This window comes from Acinetobacter sp. ACNIH3 (genome assembly GCF_002918965.1).
Taxonomy (GTDB): Bacteria; Pseudomonadota; Gammaproteobacteria; order Pseudomonadales; family Moraxellaceae; genus Acinetobacter; species Acinetobacter schindleri.
This window is the reverse complement of sequence record NZ_PQLP01000007.1, coordinates 11,989-28,619: the sequence shown is the minus strand read 5'-3', so window position 1 is coordinate 28,619 and position 16,631 is coordinate 11,989. Positions and strand designations below refer to the sequence as shown.

15 protein-coding genes are annotated in these 16,631 nt (G+C 42.6%); 10 read left to right on the top strand and 5 right to left on the bottom strand.

Features of this window, described 5'->3' with window-relative positions:
• Positions 1 to 165: 165 nt before the first annotated feature.
• The gene (locus C3420_RS05165; protein ID WP_004815058.1) at positions 166 to 1,095 is read right to left on the bottom strand and encodes a hypothetical protein; all 930 of its coding nucleotides are present in this window, start codon (positions 1,093 to 1,095) and stop codon (positions 166 to 168) included.
• A gap of 229 nt (positions 1,096 to 1,324) precedes the next feature.
• Between C3420_RS05165 and C3420_RS05160 the strand changes: the two genes are divergently transcribed.
• Both C3420_RS05160 and C3420_RS05155 read left to right on the top strand, forming a co-directional pair.
• On the top strand, positions 1,325 to 1,828 hold the full coding sequence (locus C3420_RS05160) for a YaiI/YqxD family protein (protein WP_163165409.1): 504 nt from the start codon (positions 1,325 to 1,327) through the stop codon (positions 1,826 to 1,828).
• A gap of 15 nt (positions 1,829 to 1,843) precedes the next feature.
• Positions 1,844 to 2,746: a DMT family transporter gene (locus tag C3420_RS05155; RefSeq protein WP_071320347.1), complete on the top strand. Its 903-nt coding sequence runs from the start codon at positions 1,844 to 1,846 to the stop codon at positions 2,744 to 2,746.
• A 10-nt stretch (positions 2,747 to 2,756) separates the two neighbouring features.
• On the opposite strand, the gene C3420_RS05150 is transcribed toward C3420_RS05155, so the two are convergent.
• Positions 2,757 to 3,323, bottom strand: a complete 567-nt coding sequence (locus C3420_RS05150) for a PilZ domain-containing protein (protein WP_004815068.1) — start codon at positions 3,321 to 3,323, stop codon at positions 2,757 to 2,759.
• A gap of 26 nt (positions 3,324 to 3,349) precedes the next feature.
• On the opposite strand from C3420_RS05150, the gene C3420_RS05145 reads away from it, so the two are divergent.
• From C3420_RS05145 to C3420_RS05135, 3 genes are all read left to right on the top strand, one after another.
• Positions 3,350 to 4,585: a lipoprotein-releasing ABC transporter permease subunit gene (locus C3420_RS05145; RefSeq protein WP_004815071.1), complete on the top strand. Its 1,236-nt coding sequence runs from the start codon at positions 3,350 to 3,352 to the stop codon at positions 4,583 to 4,585.
• Complete coding sequence (gene lolD, locus C3420_RS05140) at positions 4,578 to 5,261, top strand: lipoprotein-releasing ABC transporter ATP-binding protein LolD (RefSeq protein ID WP_004815072.1); 684 nt, start codon at positions 4,578 to 4,580, stop codon at positions 5,259 to 5,261. The genes C3420_RS05145 and lolD overlap by 8 nt, the downstream gene beginning before the upstream one ends.
• Positions 5,262 to 5,357: 96 nt before the next feature.
• Positions 5,358 to 7,811: a DNA internalization-related competence protein ComEC/Rec2 gene (locus C3420_RS05135; protein WP_103799921.1), complete on the top strand. Its 2,454-nt coding sequence runs from the start codon at positions 5,358 to 5,360 to the stop codon at positions 7,809 to 7,811.
• Here the strand turns inward: C3420_RS05135 and C3420_RS05130 are convergent.
• On the bottom strand, positions 7,798 to 8,808 hold the full coding sequence (locus C3420_RS05130) for a lysophospholipid acyltransferase family protein (RefSeq protein ID WP_005222817.1): 1,011 nt from the start codon (positions 8,806 to 8,808) through the stop codon (positions 7,798 to 7,800). The genes C3420_RS05135 and C3420_RS05130 overlap by 14 nt on opposite strands.
• Positions 8,809 to 8,936: 128 nt before the next feature.
• Between C3420_RS05130 and sppA the strand changes: the two genes are divergently transcribed.
• Together sppA and C3420_RS05120 are read left to right on the top strand one after the other, a co-directional pair.
• Positions 8,937 to 9,959: a signal peptide peptidase SppA gene (sppA, locus tag C3420_RS05125; RefSeq protein ID WP_004815079.1), complete on the top strand. Its 1,023-nt coding sequence runs from the start codon at positions 8,937 to 8,939 to the stop codon at positions 9,957 to 9,959.
• Entirely contained in the window at positions 9,956 to 10,762 is an 807-nt protein-coding gene (locus tag C3420_RS05120) for an alpha/beta fold hydrolase (RefSeq protein WP_004815080.1), read from the top strand. Before sppA ends, C3420_RS05120 begins: the two co-directional genes overlap by 4 nt.
• 56 nt (positions 10,763 to 10,818) lie before the next feature.
• On the opposite strand, the gene purN is transcribed toward C3420_RS05120, so the two are convergent.
• Together purN and purM are read right to left on the bottom strand one after the other, a co-directional pair.
• Positions 10,819 to 11,448: a phosphoribosylglycinamide formyltransferase gene (gene purN / locus C3420_RS05115; RefSeq protein ID WP_004892151.1), complete on the bottom strand. Its 630-nt coding sequence runs from the start codon at positions 11,446 to 11,448 to the stop codon at positions 10,819 to 10,821.
• A gap of 4 nt (positions 11,449 to 11,452) precedes the next feature.
• Positions 11,453 to 12,523 (bottom strand): phosphoribosylformylglycinamidine cyclo-ligase, encoded by a 1,071-nt coding sequence (gene purM, locus C3420_RS05110; RefSeq protein ID WP_004892154.1) that lies wholly within the window; start codon positions 12,521 to 12,523, stop codon positions 11,453 to 11,455.
• 134 nt (positions 12,524 to 12,657) lie between these two features.
• On the opposite strand from purM, the gene cxpE reads away from it, so the two are divergent.
• The 3 genes from cxpE (at position 12,658) to rbtA (ending at position 16,579) form a co-directional block, all read left to right on the top strand.
• Positions 12,658 to 13,878: a chloramphenicol efflux transporter CxpE gene (gene cxpE, locus C3420_RS05105; protein ID WP_005222810.1), complete on the top strand. Its 1,221-nt coding sequence runs from the start codon at positions 12,658 to 12,660 to the stop codon at positions 13,876 to 13,878.
• Between the two features lie 14 nt (positions 13,879 to 13,892).
• Complete coding sequence (hda, locus tag C3420_RS05100; protein WP_004815088.1) at positions 13,893 to 14,597, top strand: DnaA regulatory inactivator Hda; 705 nt, start codon at positions 13,893 to 13,895, stop codon at positions 14,595 to 14,597.
• Between the two features lie 122 nt (positions 14,598 to 14,719).
• Positions 14,720 to 16,579 (top strand): rhombotarget A, encoded by a 1,860-nt coding sequence (gene rbtA, locus C3420_RS05095; RefSeq protein WP_103799920.1) that lies wholly within the window; start codon positions 14,720 to 14,722, stop codon positions 16,577 to 16,579.
• The last annotated feature ends 52 nt before the right edge of the window (positions 16,580 to 16,631 follow it).

Below are 16,631 nucleotides of genomic sequence, written 5' to 3'. Positions count from 1 at the left end.
GGATAAGTGATTAATTTATGAATTCATAAAGTGTATTTAGAAGAGTAAGCTGTGGATAAAATAATCAGCTCAATAAAATCGTCAATGAAAATCTTTATTTAAAAAAACAGGAGATATTCAACGGATGTGAATATCTCCTGTTTTTGAATTTAAACTGTAAAATTTTTAGGCTTTGCTATAAATGTTGGCCTGAATCCACAGGTTGCCACGGATATATTGCCCGATACTAAAGTCTTTATGTGCTGGATTGCGTGTAGCAACACGGAGCAGGGTGGCAGGACGACCTTCATCATGAATCAGGGTGACATCATAAAGTGTGTATTCCTGATCCATAAACTGCATTGAAGTCTTACCGACAATATTGCCCTGGAACCAGGCTTCATCTTCCTGACCAATGGTTTCACCATAGAGGTAAGCCACCATTTTAGAGAAATCTACCGTCACCGGAGCTTTATCATCTTCAGATTTAGGTTCCCACGCATCAATCTGTTCCTGCAGATTTTCAGGTGCAACGCCATTATTGGCAGCCAAAATATCATTCAGCGCACGATGATGCTTGATTGAAGCCGGGTCGTCGACAATCAGATGTTCATGTTCCGCTACAGGCTCGAGTTCATAAGCCCAGGCATTCAGATTCACCAAATAGTTTTGATCTTTATCATATTGTGTATGATTGACGCTATACAGACTGTCAAAAGCATACACAATATTGTTCAGACCCAGATTCAGGCGTAAGACCGCTTGAGTATTAGACTTGCAGCTGATAATCCGTTCAATTTGTGCCTTCACTTTATAAGGACTGTCGAAGCATGGAAAGGCAGTTTTCACAGCTTTGGGTTTATTGCTTTCCACCTCAATGATCTGGCTTAACTGTACAGTGGCCTTGCTCGGACCCTGAATCAGCCAGGTGTTTTCATCCATATCACATTCTTGTTTGCAGAGACCCATCGGCATGACCGGGGCATCAAGTGCCTGAGTTAACCACTTCGGTACATCGGTACCTGGATTGTCTGTAAGGAGATTCCAGTGTTCAACATGACTACCGAAGTTTTGATCATCGATAGTGATGATCTCAGGACTGTTTGAATTTTTCATATGCACAATTGATCTGGGATTGCTTATTTATAGTTAATCGAGGGTCATTCTGATTTTTCAAGTCAATCAGATGAATTTTAAAATTAAATTGCCATCAGATTCTTGTCAATTCTTATTCGCAGTCCAGAGATCAGCATAGTTGTAATTGTCCAAAGGATGTACCAAACATGATCATATCAAAAGGGTATAAAGAAAACCGGAACGATGAGCACTGCATTTGCTAGAATAGATGACATTCATTTCTATCCCGGACCCATGCGTGTTGCCATTCAAACTTTGGGTAGATGCCGATGCATTACCCCGTATTCTTAAAGATGTCATTATTCGCGCTTCAGACCGTTATCAGCTTGAAGTGACCTTTGTAGCAAACCAGCCTGTAGGCATCACTCCTTCAATTCGTATTAACTCGATTCAGGCACTCAGTGGTGCCGATGCGGCAGATCAGGAAATTGTAGATCGCATGAATGAACATGACATCGTGATTACCCAGGATATTCCGCTGGCGGCACAAGTCATTGAAAAAGGTGGTATTGCCATTCATCCACGAGGTGAAATCTATACCACGGCCAATGTCAAAGCGCGTCTGCATTTGCGTGATTTTATGGATACGCTGCGTGGCGCAGGGGTACAAACTGGCGGACCGCCACCAATTTCTGAGCGTGATAAACGCGAGTTTTCCAGTTCACTCGATCAAACCATTCAAAAGCAAAAGCGTAAAACAGCTGCAAAATAACGAGAAAATTTTCAAATGCCCAAACAAAGTAACCTGATGGTAACCTATGCCTTACTGGTTTTCATCTGGTCCACCACACCACTGGCAATTGTCTGGAGTGTGGAAGATCTACATCCAATGTGGGCATTGGCAATCCGGTTCTTTCTGGCTCTGCCTTTGGCTTTGGGACTACTTTGGCTGTTTAAAACCCGGTTACCATTTGATCGTGTTTCCTTGCACAGCTATCTGGCAGGGGCCTGCAGTTTTATCGGCTCGCAGACCTTTACCTATTGGTCTACAGACTATCTTAGCTCCGGTATCATTGCCCTGATGTTTGGTCTTTCACCTGTGATTTCCGGCCTGATTGGGCGCTTCATGTTTGGGATGCATCTTTCTCTCAATCAATGGCTAGGGATGACAATTGCCTTAACAGGACTTTCCACCATTTGTCTGGGGGATGCGGATCAGCATATTCAACCTGTAGGGATTGTGATTGCGCTGTTTGGTGTGCTGGTTTATTGCATGTCCATGTATTGGGTGAAAAAGATTAATGCGCCAATTGACCCGATGGCACAGGCAGCAGGCTCGATTGGCTTGTCGGTAATCTTCTCTATCGGTATGCTGCCTTTTATCTGGCAATATGCGCCCACTGCCATGCCACATGCCAAGAGCCTATTTGGATTAGGGTATGCCGTGATAATGGCTTCGCTGATTGCGATGTTCTGTTATTTTAAACTGGTGCAGAAGATCAAACCGACTACCTTGTCGCTTACCAATGTATTGACACCGATGTTGGCACTAATGATAGGCGCTTTACTGAATAATGAAAAATTGCCCCTCATTGCTTTGGTGGGGGTCGTAATTTTATTGTCTGGTCTTGTTGTATATTTCCTAAAAGAAATTCGGGCGAGTATTCAGGCCCGTCATAAAAATCAATAATTTAGTCAGATTATGGAATTTCGTAAGCTTTCACACATTCGCTAATTTTTGCCCGGTCCTGTGGATGTAGAGTAATGAAATAAGCCCCAGTGCGGAATTGACCATTATCTTCGGCACGGCTATAAACCACTTGCGCTGTCGCTGCAATATGGAAGAAGTTCTCCGGATGGCTTAAGGTCAGGTGAATATAGGTGCCTTCCTTGATGAGATGTTTACTGAAAAAGCTTAAGCCAGACTCGGAAAAGTTCACGTCTTCAGGTACAGGTAACATGCTCTGTACAATTGAATCGTATAAAGACCCGGTGATCAGGTTTAATTTTTGGTTAAATAAGGATAAGATTCGAGCAATTTGTTGATCTTTTTCAGCTAATTGTTCTAATTCGTAGTTGAGTGCATGATCAAATTGATCTAACTCAGCAAGTAGTAGAAAATAGCGGGGCAATACGAAATTAGCATCGTAAGGATCATTTAAGGCTACATCATCGGAAATAATCTGATAATTAATTCGTAAGGCAGCATCGATGCGTGACATGACACGTCTTTCAGTAACTCCATGCTGATGCTGTAAATTTTCCATAATTTATTACCTCGGACTAGATGGTTATGTTCAAACCAATCTCGCTGTACATAGGGTTGAAATATACTCGCGCACGGCGCAGTAACCACTTTATTTCTTTTATCGCTTTAGTCTCTATGATCGGCCTCACGCTTGGTGTGGCAGTCCTCATTACAGTACTGTCTGTAATGAACGGTTTTGATCGAGAATTAAAAAATCGTGTCTTAGGAATGATACCTCAAGCCACTGTTTCTTCAACACAAATTTTAACAAATTGGCCTGAACTTGCAAAAAAAATTGAACAACATGAACATGTTCAAGGTGTTGCTCCATTTACCCAGTTACAGGGAATGTTGACTGCGCAAGGGCAGGTTGCCGGGATCATGGTCACAGGAATCGAACCAGATTATGAAAAGAATGTTTCTATCATTCAAAATCATATGGTTGAAGGCAGTATCGATCAGCTGAAAAAAGGCGAGTTCGGAATTGTGCTGGGCAAGCAGATGGCAGACTCAATGGGGGTCGGTTTAAACGACAGTATTACCTTGGTATTGCCGGAAGCCACGCCGTCACCTGCTGGTGTAGTGCCACGCTTTAAGCGCTTTAATGTGGTCGGAATATTCAGCATTGGTGCAGAAGTGGATTCAATGATGGGCTATATCGCCCTGAATGATGCGGCAACTTTGCTGCGTCTGCCAGATGGTGCACAGGGGATCCGCATGAAGCTGGATGATATCTTCCTGGCACCGCAAGTTTCACGTGATATTGTCATGAATTTGCCAGCAAACTTCTATGCTTCTGACTGGACTTATACTCACGGTAACCTGTTTAGTGCCATTCAGATGGAAAAGGCAATGGTGAGCTTGCTACTGTTCCTGATTGTCTTGGTCGCAGCGTTTAATATTGTCTCCTCTTTGGTAATGGTAGTAACTGACAAGAAATCGGATATTGCCATTTTACGTACCTTAGGTGCTTCACCTGCGACTATTACCAAAATCTTTATGGTGCAGGGAACTGTCATTGGTGTGATTGGTACCTGTGCCGGTGCAATTCTGGGTATCATTGCTGCGACTAGTATTAGTAGTCTGGTGGGCTGGCTGAACAATACTTTGGGTCTACATATGTTTGATGCCTACTTCATTAACTACTTGCCGTCTTATCTACGCTGGCAGGATGTAGTGCTGATTGTTGTGTTGTCATTGGTCTTAAGTTTTGTAGCAACAATCTATCCTGCGCTACGTGCAGCGAAGATTCAGCCTGCGGAGGCATTACGTTATGAGTAATATCATTCTAGATGCCCAGAATATTCAAAAATCTTTTACCGATGGTAAATCTACAGTTGAAGTGATCCGTGGTCTGTCTTTGCAGGTGCAGGCGGGTGAATTTGTTTCAATTGTTGGTTCAAGTGGTTCAGGCAAAAGTACTTTGCTGCATGTGCTCGGTGGTTTAGATCGTCCAACTTCGGGTCACGTGATGGTGAACGGCCAGCGTTTTGATACGCTGTCTGAAGCTGAGCGCGGTTATGTACGTAATGAGCACTTAGGCTTTGTCTATCAGTTCCACCACCTTCTGCCTGAGTTTACTGCACTTGAAAATGTCGCGATGCCACTGATGCTACGTAAGGGCAGCAAATTCAAGGAAGTGAAACAGCAAGCTGAATATCTGCTGGAACGTGTGGGCTTAAGTCATCGTTTAACCCATAAACCGGGCGAGTTGTCTGGTGGTGAACGCCAGCGTGTGGCCATGGCGCGTGCCTTGGTGGGGAAGCCAAAACTGATGATGGCCGATGAACCGACCGGGAATCTGGATCGTAAAACTGCGGTAAAAATATTTGAACTCCTGACCGAATTACGTCAGGAGTTTAATATGGCCATGCTGATTGTAACCCATGATGAGCAATTGGCTCAGTCAGCAGACCGTATTCTGCATATGCAGGATGGATTATGGGTGAATGACTGATATTGTCCTAAAAATATTGGAATAATCCTCTTTGATTGAAGCTCACTCCGGTGGGCTTTATTATTGCGTCATAAAATAACAATAAAAAGAAAAATCATGCTGCAATGGCTAGGTGTAGGCTGGATTCTTGGCTTGACAACAATGGGGTGGAATAAAGCTGAATACCAGTTATCAGCAGGATCAGTCTGCCTGATTATGCTGGTATGGCTGCTTATCTACCAGGTCATCCATTTAAGGCTGCATCATGTTTATCTACGTTTTATTTCTATTTTATTTTCCCTAAGTCTGAGCTTTTTATTAGCGCAGGGCTTTGCCAATCATGCTCTTAATCAGCGATTGCAATTTATCGAGAAAGAAGTTGGGCAGCGAGAAGTTATCGTTTATATCTCCCGGCTCAACAAAATAAATACCAATATTATTCAGCAACCCTTACAGGTATTACAGCCGAATGGGACGATAGTGCAGTGGCTGGGTTCTGTTAAACAGCAAGGACCAGTGCAGGTTGCGTTTAATATGTCAAATCAACTCCTGCTGGGGCAGTATTATCGACTGAATGGGGAAGTACGACCGGCACATGCCTATGCCACGCCCGGTGTATTCGATGTAGAGAAATGGCACCTTGAGCAGAACCTGATGGCAGGATTTCGTATTCAACAGATTCAGCCTTTAACCCAGCAAGAAGTTTATGCACTCGGTTTTAGCCAGCATTTACGCCAACAGCAAAGTTTAAGATCCTCGCTACTTCTTTGGATTGAACAAAAACGATTAGAGTTAAGAGTATTTATTTACCAACAGCCAATACGAAACAAAGGATTGATGCTGGCTCTGCTAACGGGAGATGAGAGTTTACTGGATCCAGCAATTGAACAGCAGTTTCGCCGTTTTGGTATGAGTCACCTGCTGGCAATTTCTGGGCCGCATGTAGTGATTTTTGCACTGATATTCTGTGCGAGTTTACAGTTTTTGACAGCCAGGCTTTTTCCAGCTCTCTATCTGAAATGGCCCAGACAATATTACCTGAGTATACCTTTTTTACTTTGTGTCTTGCTGTACTGCGCCTTTGTCGGTTTTGAAATTCCGGCCTTACGTACCTTATTGATCTGTGTGATGATCACGGCCAGTATCTGGTTGAGGCAGTATATACAACCTTTAAAGTTACTGATCTTAAGTGCAGCAATATTACTGTTACTGGATCCCTTTAGTATTTTGTCCGCAGCTTTCTGGTTGTCTTATGGTGCCTGTTTTGTCTTGCTGCGAATTTATCAGACCATACAGCGACAACCACGAGATGTAATCCAAAGTCCAGGACAACGTCTGTATTTTGCAGTAAAAGTTTTAGTCGAATCTCAGTGGAAAATTTTTGTCGCCTTATTTCCCTTAATGATTATTTTCTTTAAACAGCTGGCCTGGATCGCACCATTGAGTAATTTGTTCGCGATTCCATGGATTGGTCTACTTGTTGTGCCACTGGATATTATTGCTGCTCTATTTTTCTTTATTGCAGAACCATTCGCGGCACTGGTCTTTCAAATGAACGATCTAATGATCAGTATGCTAGTTGGTTTTTTAAATCTACTGGATCATCTGTTTTCACCTGAACTGATCCCGGTCGCTATGACACCATGGCTACTGATATTGAGTGTAGTTATTCTTGTAATTCTTTTTATACCGCGTGGAGCGGTACCTAAGTCATGGGCAGCGTGTGGACTGGTACCCATGATGGCAATACCGCTTTATCATTCGCCATTTCAATTGCATGTGCTGGATGTGGGGCAGGGTCAAAGCATATTTATCCGTCAAGGCCAACATAACATGATGGTGGATACTGGTGGCAATTATGATGAAAGCCGTTTTAGTGTCGGTGAACAGATCATTCTTCCATTTCTATCCGTGCAGGGAATATCTAAGCTTGATCAGCTGGTATTGACCCATTTGGATCAGGATCATAGCGGAGCTTATATGCATATCCGTGATCAACTTAAGGTTTCAGAGCTTATCGCCAGTGAACAGCCCGAACTGAATGAAAGCACTCAATTTAAATTATGTCAGCAGGGACAGTCCTGGAACTGGAATGAACAGGTTTATTTTCAGGTGTTATCACCGCGGTCAGACTCACTTAATCAGTTTAAACCTGATAAAAATGAAAATTCCTGTGTTATCCATGTACAAGTTAAAGATGCCTGGCCTTATCAGCATTTTTTACTGATGGGCGATACAGGCTGGCAAACTGAGTTTCATTTGCTAAGAGATTATCCGGATTTAAAAGTCGATGTGTTGGTCTTGGGGCATCATGGTAGTCAGCACAGTTCAGCCTATCAGTTTTTACAGCATTACCGCCCCAAAATCGCGATTGCTTCTGCTGGGCGATTTAATCGTTATGGCCATCCAAGTCGATTGACTCAAGCACGATTACAAGCTTTAAATATTCCACTGTTAAGTACGCCAGAGCACGGTAGCATCGAGTTTTTTAGTAAAGAAAAACAAATACATCTTGCATCTTATCGATCAAAATATAGATGGTTGCAAAGAGAAGATTTTAAGATTCAATAGCAGTATTCGTATTTAAAGTCTGTAAAGTTTCTGCTGCAAGTTTTGCCTGTTCATCCTGATAAGCCCGGCGCAGATCATTAATTTTAGCCAGTGCTTCATCTTGTGGAATGCGATAAATGGTGCCGCCCAGAGACTCATGCGCTTTAAAGCGTTTATAGCTCCAATGGTAGTGCTCCGGGTAACGATGAATCAATTCTTCCATTTTCTTGAAAATAATCTCGGTACCCTGATTCGGGGTAGAGCTATAAATTTGCTCATCGAGGGGTTCGAAGAACACATCAAAGCCTCCTTCAGTATTACGCATTGCAAAAAGGAACAGGCATTTTGCCTTGGTCTTTTGAATCAGTTTGGCGCTGAGGTTGCTTGAGCTGAGTGGTACACCAAAAAAAGGAATATATTCACCGCCTGCAGTTGGGGTATGGTCTGGAAGGATGACTGTCGTGCCACCTTGTTTCAAGGCTTTAAAAATCTGACGAACGCCTGTTTCATCGGTGGGTAATAAGGTGGCCTGCTCACGACTCCGTGCCTCACGAACAAAGTCATCCACGGCAGGATCTTTGACCGGCTTATACATGATGCTCATTTGAGTAAATTGAGCGAGATAAGCATTCATGATTTCCCAGGTACCAAAATGCGGCACAATCAGTACCAGCCCTTTATTTGCTGCAAGTGCTTCCTCAAGTAAATGTTGTCCTTCTACATGATGGACACGTTGAAGATTTCTTTCATTGCTCGAACCCCAAATACTAAAAAACTCAAAATAAGACATCAATTCATTCCGGATTGAGGCACGCGTAATCTCTTCGCGTTGCTGCTCTGAAAGCTCCGGAAGTGCAATTTTCAGATTAAAGCGAATTGTTTCTGAGGTCTTGGAAGTCTTCAATAGATTTACAATGCCCGCAAGACTGCTTGCCATCAATCTCGTAATTGGAAGTGGAAGTCGGCTGACGAATTTAAGCAAACCATAGGTTGAATTCTTTGAGCTTTGTGCAGTCATTGAATTGATATTAAGAGCAATGGGAAGGAATAATTGAAATTTATTATAGGATAAAACTGCTGGTTTAGACAGAAATACTCAAATCGGTGTATATAATGGGCACAATATAATTATGTGTTGGATTGTTTATGTCCGATTGGCCACCAAAACCTGAAAATCAAATACAAAATACGCCACAACCTCAGCAACCAACAGGACCTGAGTGGAAACTGCTTGAAAAAGCGGTACTTGCCTCTGTAGAAGAGCAACGCCGTGCACGTCGTTGGGGAATCTTCTTTAAATTCCTGACGTTTGCCTATTTGCTGTTTATTATACTTGCCATGGGCAAAAGCTGCAGTACAGCATCGACTGATGCCACTAAAACTTCAGATGAGCATCTGGCGGTGGTTGATATTATTGGCACGATTGCATCAGACAAGCAAAGTGTGAATAGTAACAACACCATCAAGTCGCTGAAGAAAGCTTATGCAAGTAAGCAGGCGAAAGCAGTGGTTCTGAATATCAATTCTCCAGGTGGTTCACCAGTGCAATCTGATGAAATCTGGCAGGAAATTCAGTACCTGAAAAAGCAGTATCCGCAGAAAAAGCTGTATGCTGTAATTGGTGATACTGGCGCTTCGGGTGCTTATTATATTGCTTCTGCTGCAGATGAAATTATTGTCAATCCATCGAGTCTGGTCGGTTCAATTGGCGTGATCATGCCGAACTATGGCGTGAGTAACCTGATGCAGAAACTGGGCGTGGAAGACCGTACCATGACTTCGGGTGAAAATAAGGCACTACTTTCGATGACCCAGCCAGTTGATGCTGCACAGAAAGCCCATGTTCAAGGTGTGTTGGATAATGTGCATGCTCACTTTATCAATGCAGTGAAACAAGGTCGTGGAGCAAAGCTTAAATCAACTGATCCTGCAATTTTCTCTGGTCTGTTCTGGACGGGTGAACAGGCAGTACAATTAGGTATTGCTGACCGTACCGGTAGCTTACAAACCCTGAAGCGTGAGCTGAAAACTGATAAAGCCTTGAACTACACCGTTGAATATAGCCCATTTGAGTCTATCTTAGGTCGTATGGGGGCTTCCCTAGGCGAAGGTATTGCCAGCTCGGTTGCTCAGAAACTCAGTACTGAAAGTCAGACCAAACTGCAATGAAGCCAATTATTCATTTTGCGCACGCCAATGGCGTGCCTTCTCGTGTCTATCAGAAACTGTTTGATGGACTAAAAGATGAGTATGACATTATCTATGTGCCGTTGCTGGGTCCAGATAAACGTTATCCGATTGATAATCATTGGAATAGCCTGACCCAGCAAGTGATCGACAGTATCGTACGCCAAGCACAAGGTCGCCAGGTGATTGGTCTGGGGCATTCGCTAGGTGGAGCCTTAACCATGATGGCTGCTCGGCAACGGCCCGAACTGTTCGAGCAGGTGATCATGCTGGACCCACCTTTGATTATGGGACCATCTTCATTGATGCTGCATATGGCAAAAGTGTTAAAGCTAAAGGCTGTAGATACGATGTCACCTGCTGCTTTGTCTTTACGCCGTCGTGATCATTGGGAATCCCGTGAGCAGGCAGCAGAATTACTACGTTCAAAGGGCTTTTATAAAGATTTTGATCAGGATTGTTTTCAAGCCTATATTGATCATGCCTTGAAAGATGACCCAGTGCGGGGTGGGGTTGAGCTGACCATTCCCAAAATGGACGAAGTGAATATCTTTCGTACCAATCCATCCTTATGGTGGTTACCGCAAGCAAAGGTCAAACTGCCGATGCATCTTGTTGTAGGTGATGAAAGCCTGTTTCATAAAAGACAGTTTCCAAGATTGGTTCAGAAGAAGTTTGGTATTCCCTTTACGGTAACACCAGGTGGACATATGTTTCCTTTAGAAAGACCGTATGAAGTCGTCGGTCTGATCAAGCAGCTCATTGCAGAGCAGTCTTTAAAGTGAAAAATGAATCATAAAAAAACGCATCCGGGGATGCGTTTTTTTATGCAGTGTATTCTTTAGAGTTTGCAGAATTGAACCGGTTCCTGCATCAACTGACCGCGATACATCACGCCAGCAGCAGTATGCTGAATGACACCTGTACAGATCCATTCCACCACTTGCGGGTAAATCAAATGTTCCAGTACATGAACGCGCTGAGCTAAAGAGTGTGTCGTATCTTGATGAGATACTTTTAAAATACCTTGAGCCAAGGCCTGACCGGCATCCAGTTCAGCGGTTACATAATGTACGGTACAGCCGTGCAGGGTATCCCCAGTATTCAGCACCCGTTGATGCGTGTGCATACCTTTGTAATTCGGCAAGAGAGAAGGATGGATGTTCACCATTTTACCTTCCCAGGCTTTAACAAATTTTTCACTTAAAATTCGCATAAAGCCTGCCAGTACCACTAAATCCACATCCCAATCTAACAGTTGCTGATGCATCACATCATCAAAGGCTTCACGATTCGGATACTGCTTGTGTTCAATCACTGCAGTCTGAATTCTAGCTTTTTGCGCACGCGCTAAAGCATAAGCTTCAGGCTTGTTGGAAATTACGCCGACAATTTGCCCTGACAGATTGGCATCAATCAGGGCTTGCAGGTTAGATCCACTGCCTGAAACAAGAACAGCAATTTTAATCATGCGATTATGCGAAGATCACACGGATTTTTTCATCAGCGCCTTCTACAGACTCGGCATTGTCCGCAATGTGACCCATCGTCCATGCTTTTTCGCCAAGGCTGTTTAATACGTCTACAGTTTTGTCTGCATCTGCTGCGTCAACAACAAGTACCATACCTACGCCGCAGTTAAATGTACGATACATTTCAAACTGTTCTACACCACCTTCGCGTTGAAGAAGCTTGAATAGTTCAGGCCATTCCCAAGAAGACTCATTCACAACTGCTTGAGCACCGTTTGGAAGGACGCGAGGCAGGTTACCTGGCAAACCGCCACCAGTGATGTGTGCCATTGCATGCACATCTACCTGTTTAAGCAATTCAAGAATCGGTTTTACATAAATACGTGTTGGTTCCATTGCTACGTCAGCAAGTGGTCGACCATCGATGATCTGGTTTAAATCAACGTTTTTCACGTCAAGAATTTTACGAAGTAGTGAGTAACCATTTGAGTGTGCACCTGAAGATGCAACACCAACTAGCACATCGCCTGCTTTAACTTTAGAGCCATCAATAATTTTACTTTGCTCAACAACACCCACACAGAAACCTGCAAGGTCGTAGTCTTCACCTTCATACATGCCTGGCATTTCAGCAGTTTCACCGCCAACCAATGCACAACCAGCAAGTTCACAGCCAGCACCAATGCCAGTAACAACATTTGCTGCGACATCAACATTCAAGTGACCAGTTGCATAGTAATCCAGGAAGAACAGTGGTTCAGCACCACAAACGAGAAGGTCGTTTACACACATTGCAACCAGATCCTGACCAATTGTGTCATGACGGTTCAAATTCAATGCTAAACGTAATTTTGTACCAACACCATCAGTGCCAGATACGAGAACAGGTTCTTCATAACCTTTAGGGATTTTACAAAGTGCACCAAAGCCACCAAGACCGCCCATAACTTCAGGACGTTTAGTGCGCTTAGCGACGGACTTGATTCGGTCGACTAACGCGTCTCCCGCTTCAATATCGACACCTGCATCTTTGTAGCTTAAACCAGTGTTTGGGGTAGAAGTTGAGTTGCTCATAATGAAGTCTCCGCATTCGCGGCGCTGATTATACCCGAATATACGAAACTCTTATGTTATTTATGTCCTAAAATGCTATCTTTATTCAAATATTTTACTTTTTATAATGATTAATAGAGAAAAGGCAAGACTTTATGGTAGATCGTACCTTACGTCGCATTTTTATCTTGGCTGGTATCGCCTTGATTATTTGGGTGTTATACCTGCTTAAGCCTGTTGTTGTTCCATTTGTCGTCGCATTTTTTATCGCCTATCTATTTAGTCCTTTGGTTGATCGTTTACATCGTATTGGTCTGCCGCGCTGGCTCTCTATCAGTATTGTTTTTATCGGGATCGGGGTGGTGCTGACCCTAGCCATGTGGTACTTGGTGCCGTTGGTGTGGAAACAGTTAATGTATGCCCGCGACAGCATTCCTGCTGGAATTCACTGGGTCAATTATACTTTCCTGCCATGGTTGTCTGATACCTTTAATCTCGTGCCAATGGAAATTGACACCAACCAGATTTCCAGTGTGGTCATGGATTATGTCCAGACCAATTATAGTGCCGACAGCATTCAGGCAATGGCCTTGAAATTGGCACAATCTGGCATTAGTTTTATTCAGATTGGTGGAACGATTGTTCTTGTTCCCATCATTGCTTTTTATTTCCTGCTCGACTGGGAACGCATGCTCGACAGCATGCGCCGACTCATTCCACGTCCATACGAGCGTAGTACTTTGGAAGTTGTTGGTGAATGTCACGAAGTTTTGGGTGCATTTGTGAAAGGACAATTTCTGGTCATGGTATTACTAGGCGTTGTTTATGCCGTCGGTTTACAATTGATTGGCCTGGAAATCGGCCTAATCATCGGGATGGTCGCGGGCCTTTGCAGTATTATCCCGTATCTGGGTTTTGCAGTTGGGATTATTGCAGCAGTAGTGGCGACTTTATTCCAGTTTGGAATTGACTGGTGGCAACTGGTTCTAGTGGGTATTGTATTCATGGTGGGTCAGGCGGTAGAAGGCTATATCCTGCAACCATTCCTGCTTGGCGATAAAATAGGCCTGTCACCAGTCGCTGTGGTATTTGCCGTATTGGCAGGTGCTCAACTGGCAGGATTCCTGGGTATGCTGATTGCCTTGCCAGTCGCTGCGGTGATCGTTGTATTGCTGCGTCATGCCCGTGAATTCTATGAAAAAAGTGCACTCTACGATAATAGAACCCTCATCATCCAAAAGGCCTCTACTGGCTCTATCAATATTGAAACCCCTAATGTAGATGTAGATATTGACCTGAAATCACCTCATGAGAAAGCACTGCAAGCAGATGAAAAATCGAGTAAGATTGAAAAAACCCAGCTTAAAGATGGATAGGCCAAAAAATAGATATGCGTCAATTGCAACTTGATATTGAACCCCAGCTCGATGCCCGAATCAGTGATTTTTCGGGTCCGGGATGGGGGCATGTAATTGATGCGATTCGCCAGCTCCATGCGGGTCTGATTAATCGTTTCTATGTCTATGGGGGTGCTGGAACAGGTAAGAGTCATTTACTTTCTGCAATTTGTGATTCTTACTTAGAAGTGGGGAAAACTGCAATTCAGGTCTCTTTATTGGAACTTTTGGATGCACCTACAGAAGCCATTACCTCACTTGACCGCTATGATCTGGTAGCTTTAGATGATATTGAAGCGATTAGTGGCGTACCCCACTGGCAAAAGGCAGTTTTTCATTTAATTAATTATAATAATGAAGGCGGTGGTCAGCTAGTTTTTTCTTCAAGGTTTGCTCCGATTGAACTTAAGCTGGAATTACCGGATTTACAGTCTCGTTTGACCCAAGCTGTAAGTACGCGCGTTCCGAACGGAAGTCTTTATGCTGACCGTTTTGCCTTGGTATCATCAGTATTGGATAGACGTGGGATTCATCTGGATCAGCAAATTTTTGATTACCTGTTGAGTCATGGTCCGCATCAGACCTCAGTACTTTTACAAACACTTGAACAGATTATTCAACTTTTAAAGGGTGAGAAACTCAAAGTGAGTAATGCTAATTTAAGGCAGATTTATGCATTGATTGACGAATATCGATAAATAATAAAAATTCTTGAGTAATTACTCAAGTTATGACAGATTAGAGCAAAATAATTCAAATATCGCTAGGATGATGCGATTTTAGAATAAAAAGAAAGAATATAAGAAATTAGGAGAAGGTCATGCTCAAGAAGAGCTTAGGCATTGCTTTGCTATGTATTATGGGGCAGGCATACAGTGCTGAAATTGTCGTCACTACCACTGAAGATATCGTCAGGGATGATAAAGAATGTTCCCTGCGTGAGGCCGTGCAATATATTAATCAGGGGATGGATAAGCCTTATATGGGCTGTGGAGACAACACGCCAATCGCTATTATTGCTTTGAAAGAAAAAGAAATCTATAAACTAAATTCTCCCTTACAGATATTGCACTCAGTAAATATCCGTACTGTTTATGATAAAAATATTGGTGATGATCGAGCTGAAGGCTTGAACAATGCCATTATTCGTGTTGCTGATAATTTGGATGCTTCTACTTTTGGTGGCATATTCAATATTGCCAATACTGAAATTATTTCGGAAATAAGTAAGCAGGTAGCGGTTGAATTTCGTGAAGTGACTTTAGAAGGATGTAAGGTTAATAGCTGTAAATCATCTAAGGGAGGTTTAATCTATAACCAAGGCAAGCTTACACTAAGACATGTCAAATTATATGGTGGTATGGCAAATGAAGGTGGTGCGATTTATGTGGCTGGTACTGATAAAACAGATCCAAGTAAAATTGGTAGCCTTTATATCCTGCAATCTTTGCTTGAGAATAATAAAGCAGATGAAGGAGGAGCTATTTATAGTGAACTACCCAGCTTCGATATTCGACAGTCTGTAATTGCTAAAAATACCACCTTCAATATAAATACGCGTTCATCTAATATTTATACTCGTGATGTATTATCCAATGAAGAAACAGATGTATTGGCTAAACCGCAATCCTATATTTTTAGTTCTACTCTATATGGTAATACAGGTGCGGCAGTTACTATTCTTGATGGGATTGCTGTTAATAATGCCACAATTATTGGTAATTCTATCGGTGTGAAGTTTGATGTAGAAAGGAAACCTGGTTATCTTGCCCATAGTATTGTACTGGATAATCCCTTAAATGCTGCGAGTAACATTGATCAAAGTTGCCAGTTCAGTTCTGACAATGCAAAAACAAGTTCTATCCTGCAAAATAATTTAGTTAATGGTAGCTGTGGCACAGGGGCTTCTGTATATCCTAATGAAGTTTTAAATAATAATTATACTGTTTTGGCAAATGGGCAGTTAGAAGGTAAATGTCCGAATATTATTACTTCTCCGAATGCTATTCTATGTCCTTACTTTCAAACTGAACAACAATTCTTGGGTTATTTCCGTCCAAGAGTCCTGATGTCATATTCAAGTATAAATAATACGTCAATTCTAAATAAAGGTGAATTGAGTATTAATAAAGAGATCAAGATTGAATGTGCTGGTTCTGACCAAAGAGGTATGGGTTTACTTGGAAAATGTGATCGAGGTGCAATTGAAATCCAGGAATCCACTCCAACCAGTCTAGTTGGAGCAGATTTGCTCATTGGTCAAATTGCTCGTATTTCTATTCTGGAAGCATTAGGGGATAGTGATTTATTGCCAAAAGAAAGGTGTAAAGATACTGTTCTTGCTCATCCTCGCGGTGAGGAGTGGCAGGATGGATGCTTGCTGATTGAACAACAGCCACATGTAAGTTCTAAGGGTACAGTGACTCTGGATCTAGATGGTAATCTGGTCTATACCCCTATAAATCCAAAACCAGGTGCAGACCTGTTTACGATTCGTGTCGTAACCACTACGAGCCGTTTTGATCCAAATGCAGCTTATAATTCTATTCGAGTGAACATTGTACTTGAGGCTAAAAATGATATGAAAAGTGATAAGGTTAAAACATCTGGTGGCGCGCTGGATATGTACTGGCTTATGTTACTGCTAGGTAGCCTGACTTGGCGAAAACTAAAAAAATAATAGTGATAAGGTTAAAACATTAGGTAAGGGATTTAATTTTTACTTATGTTGC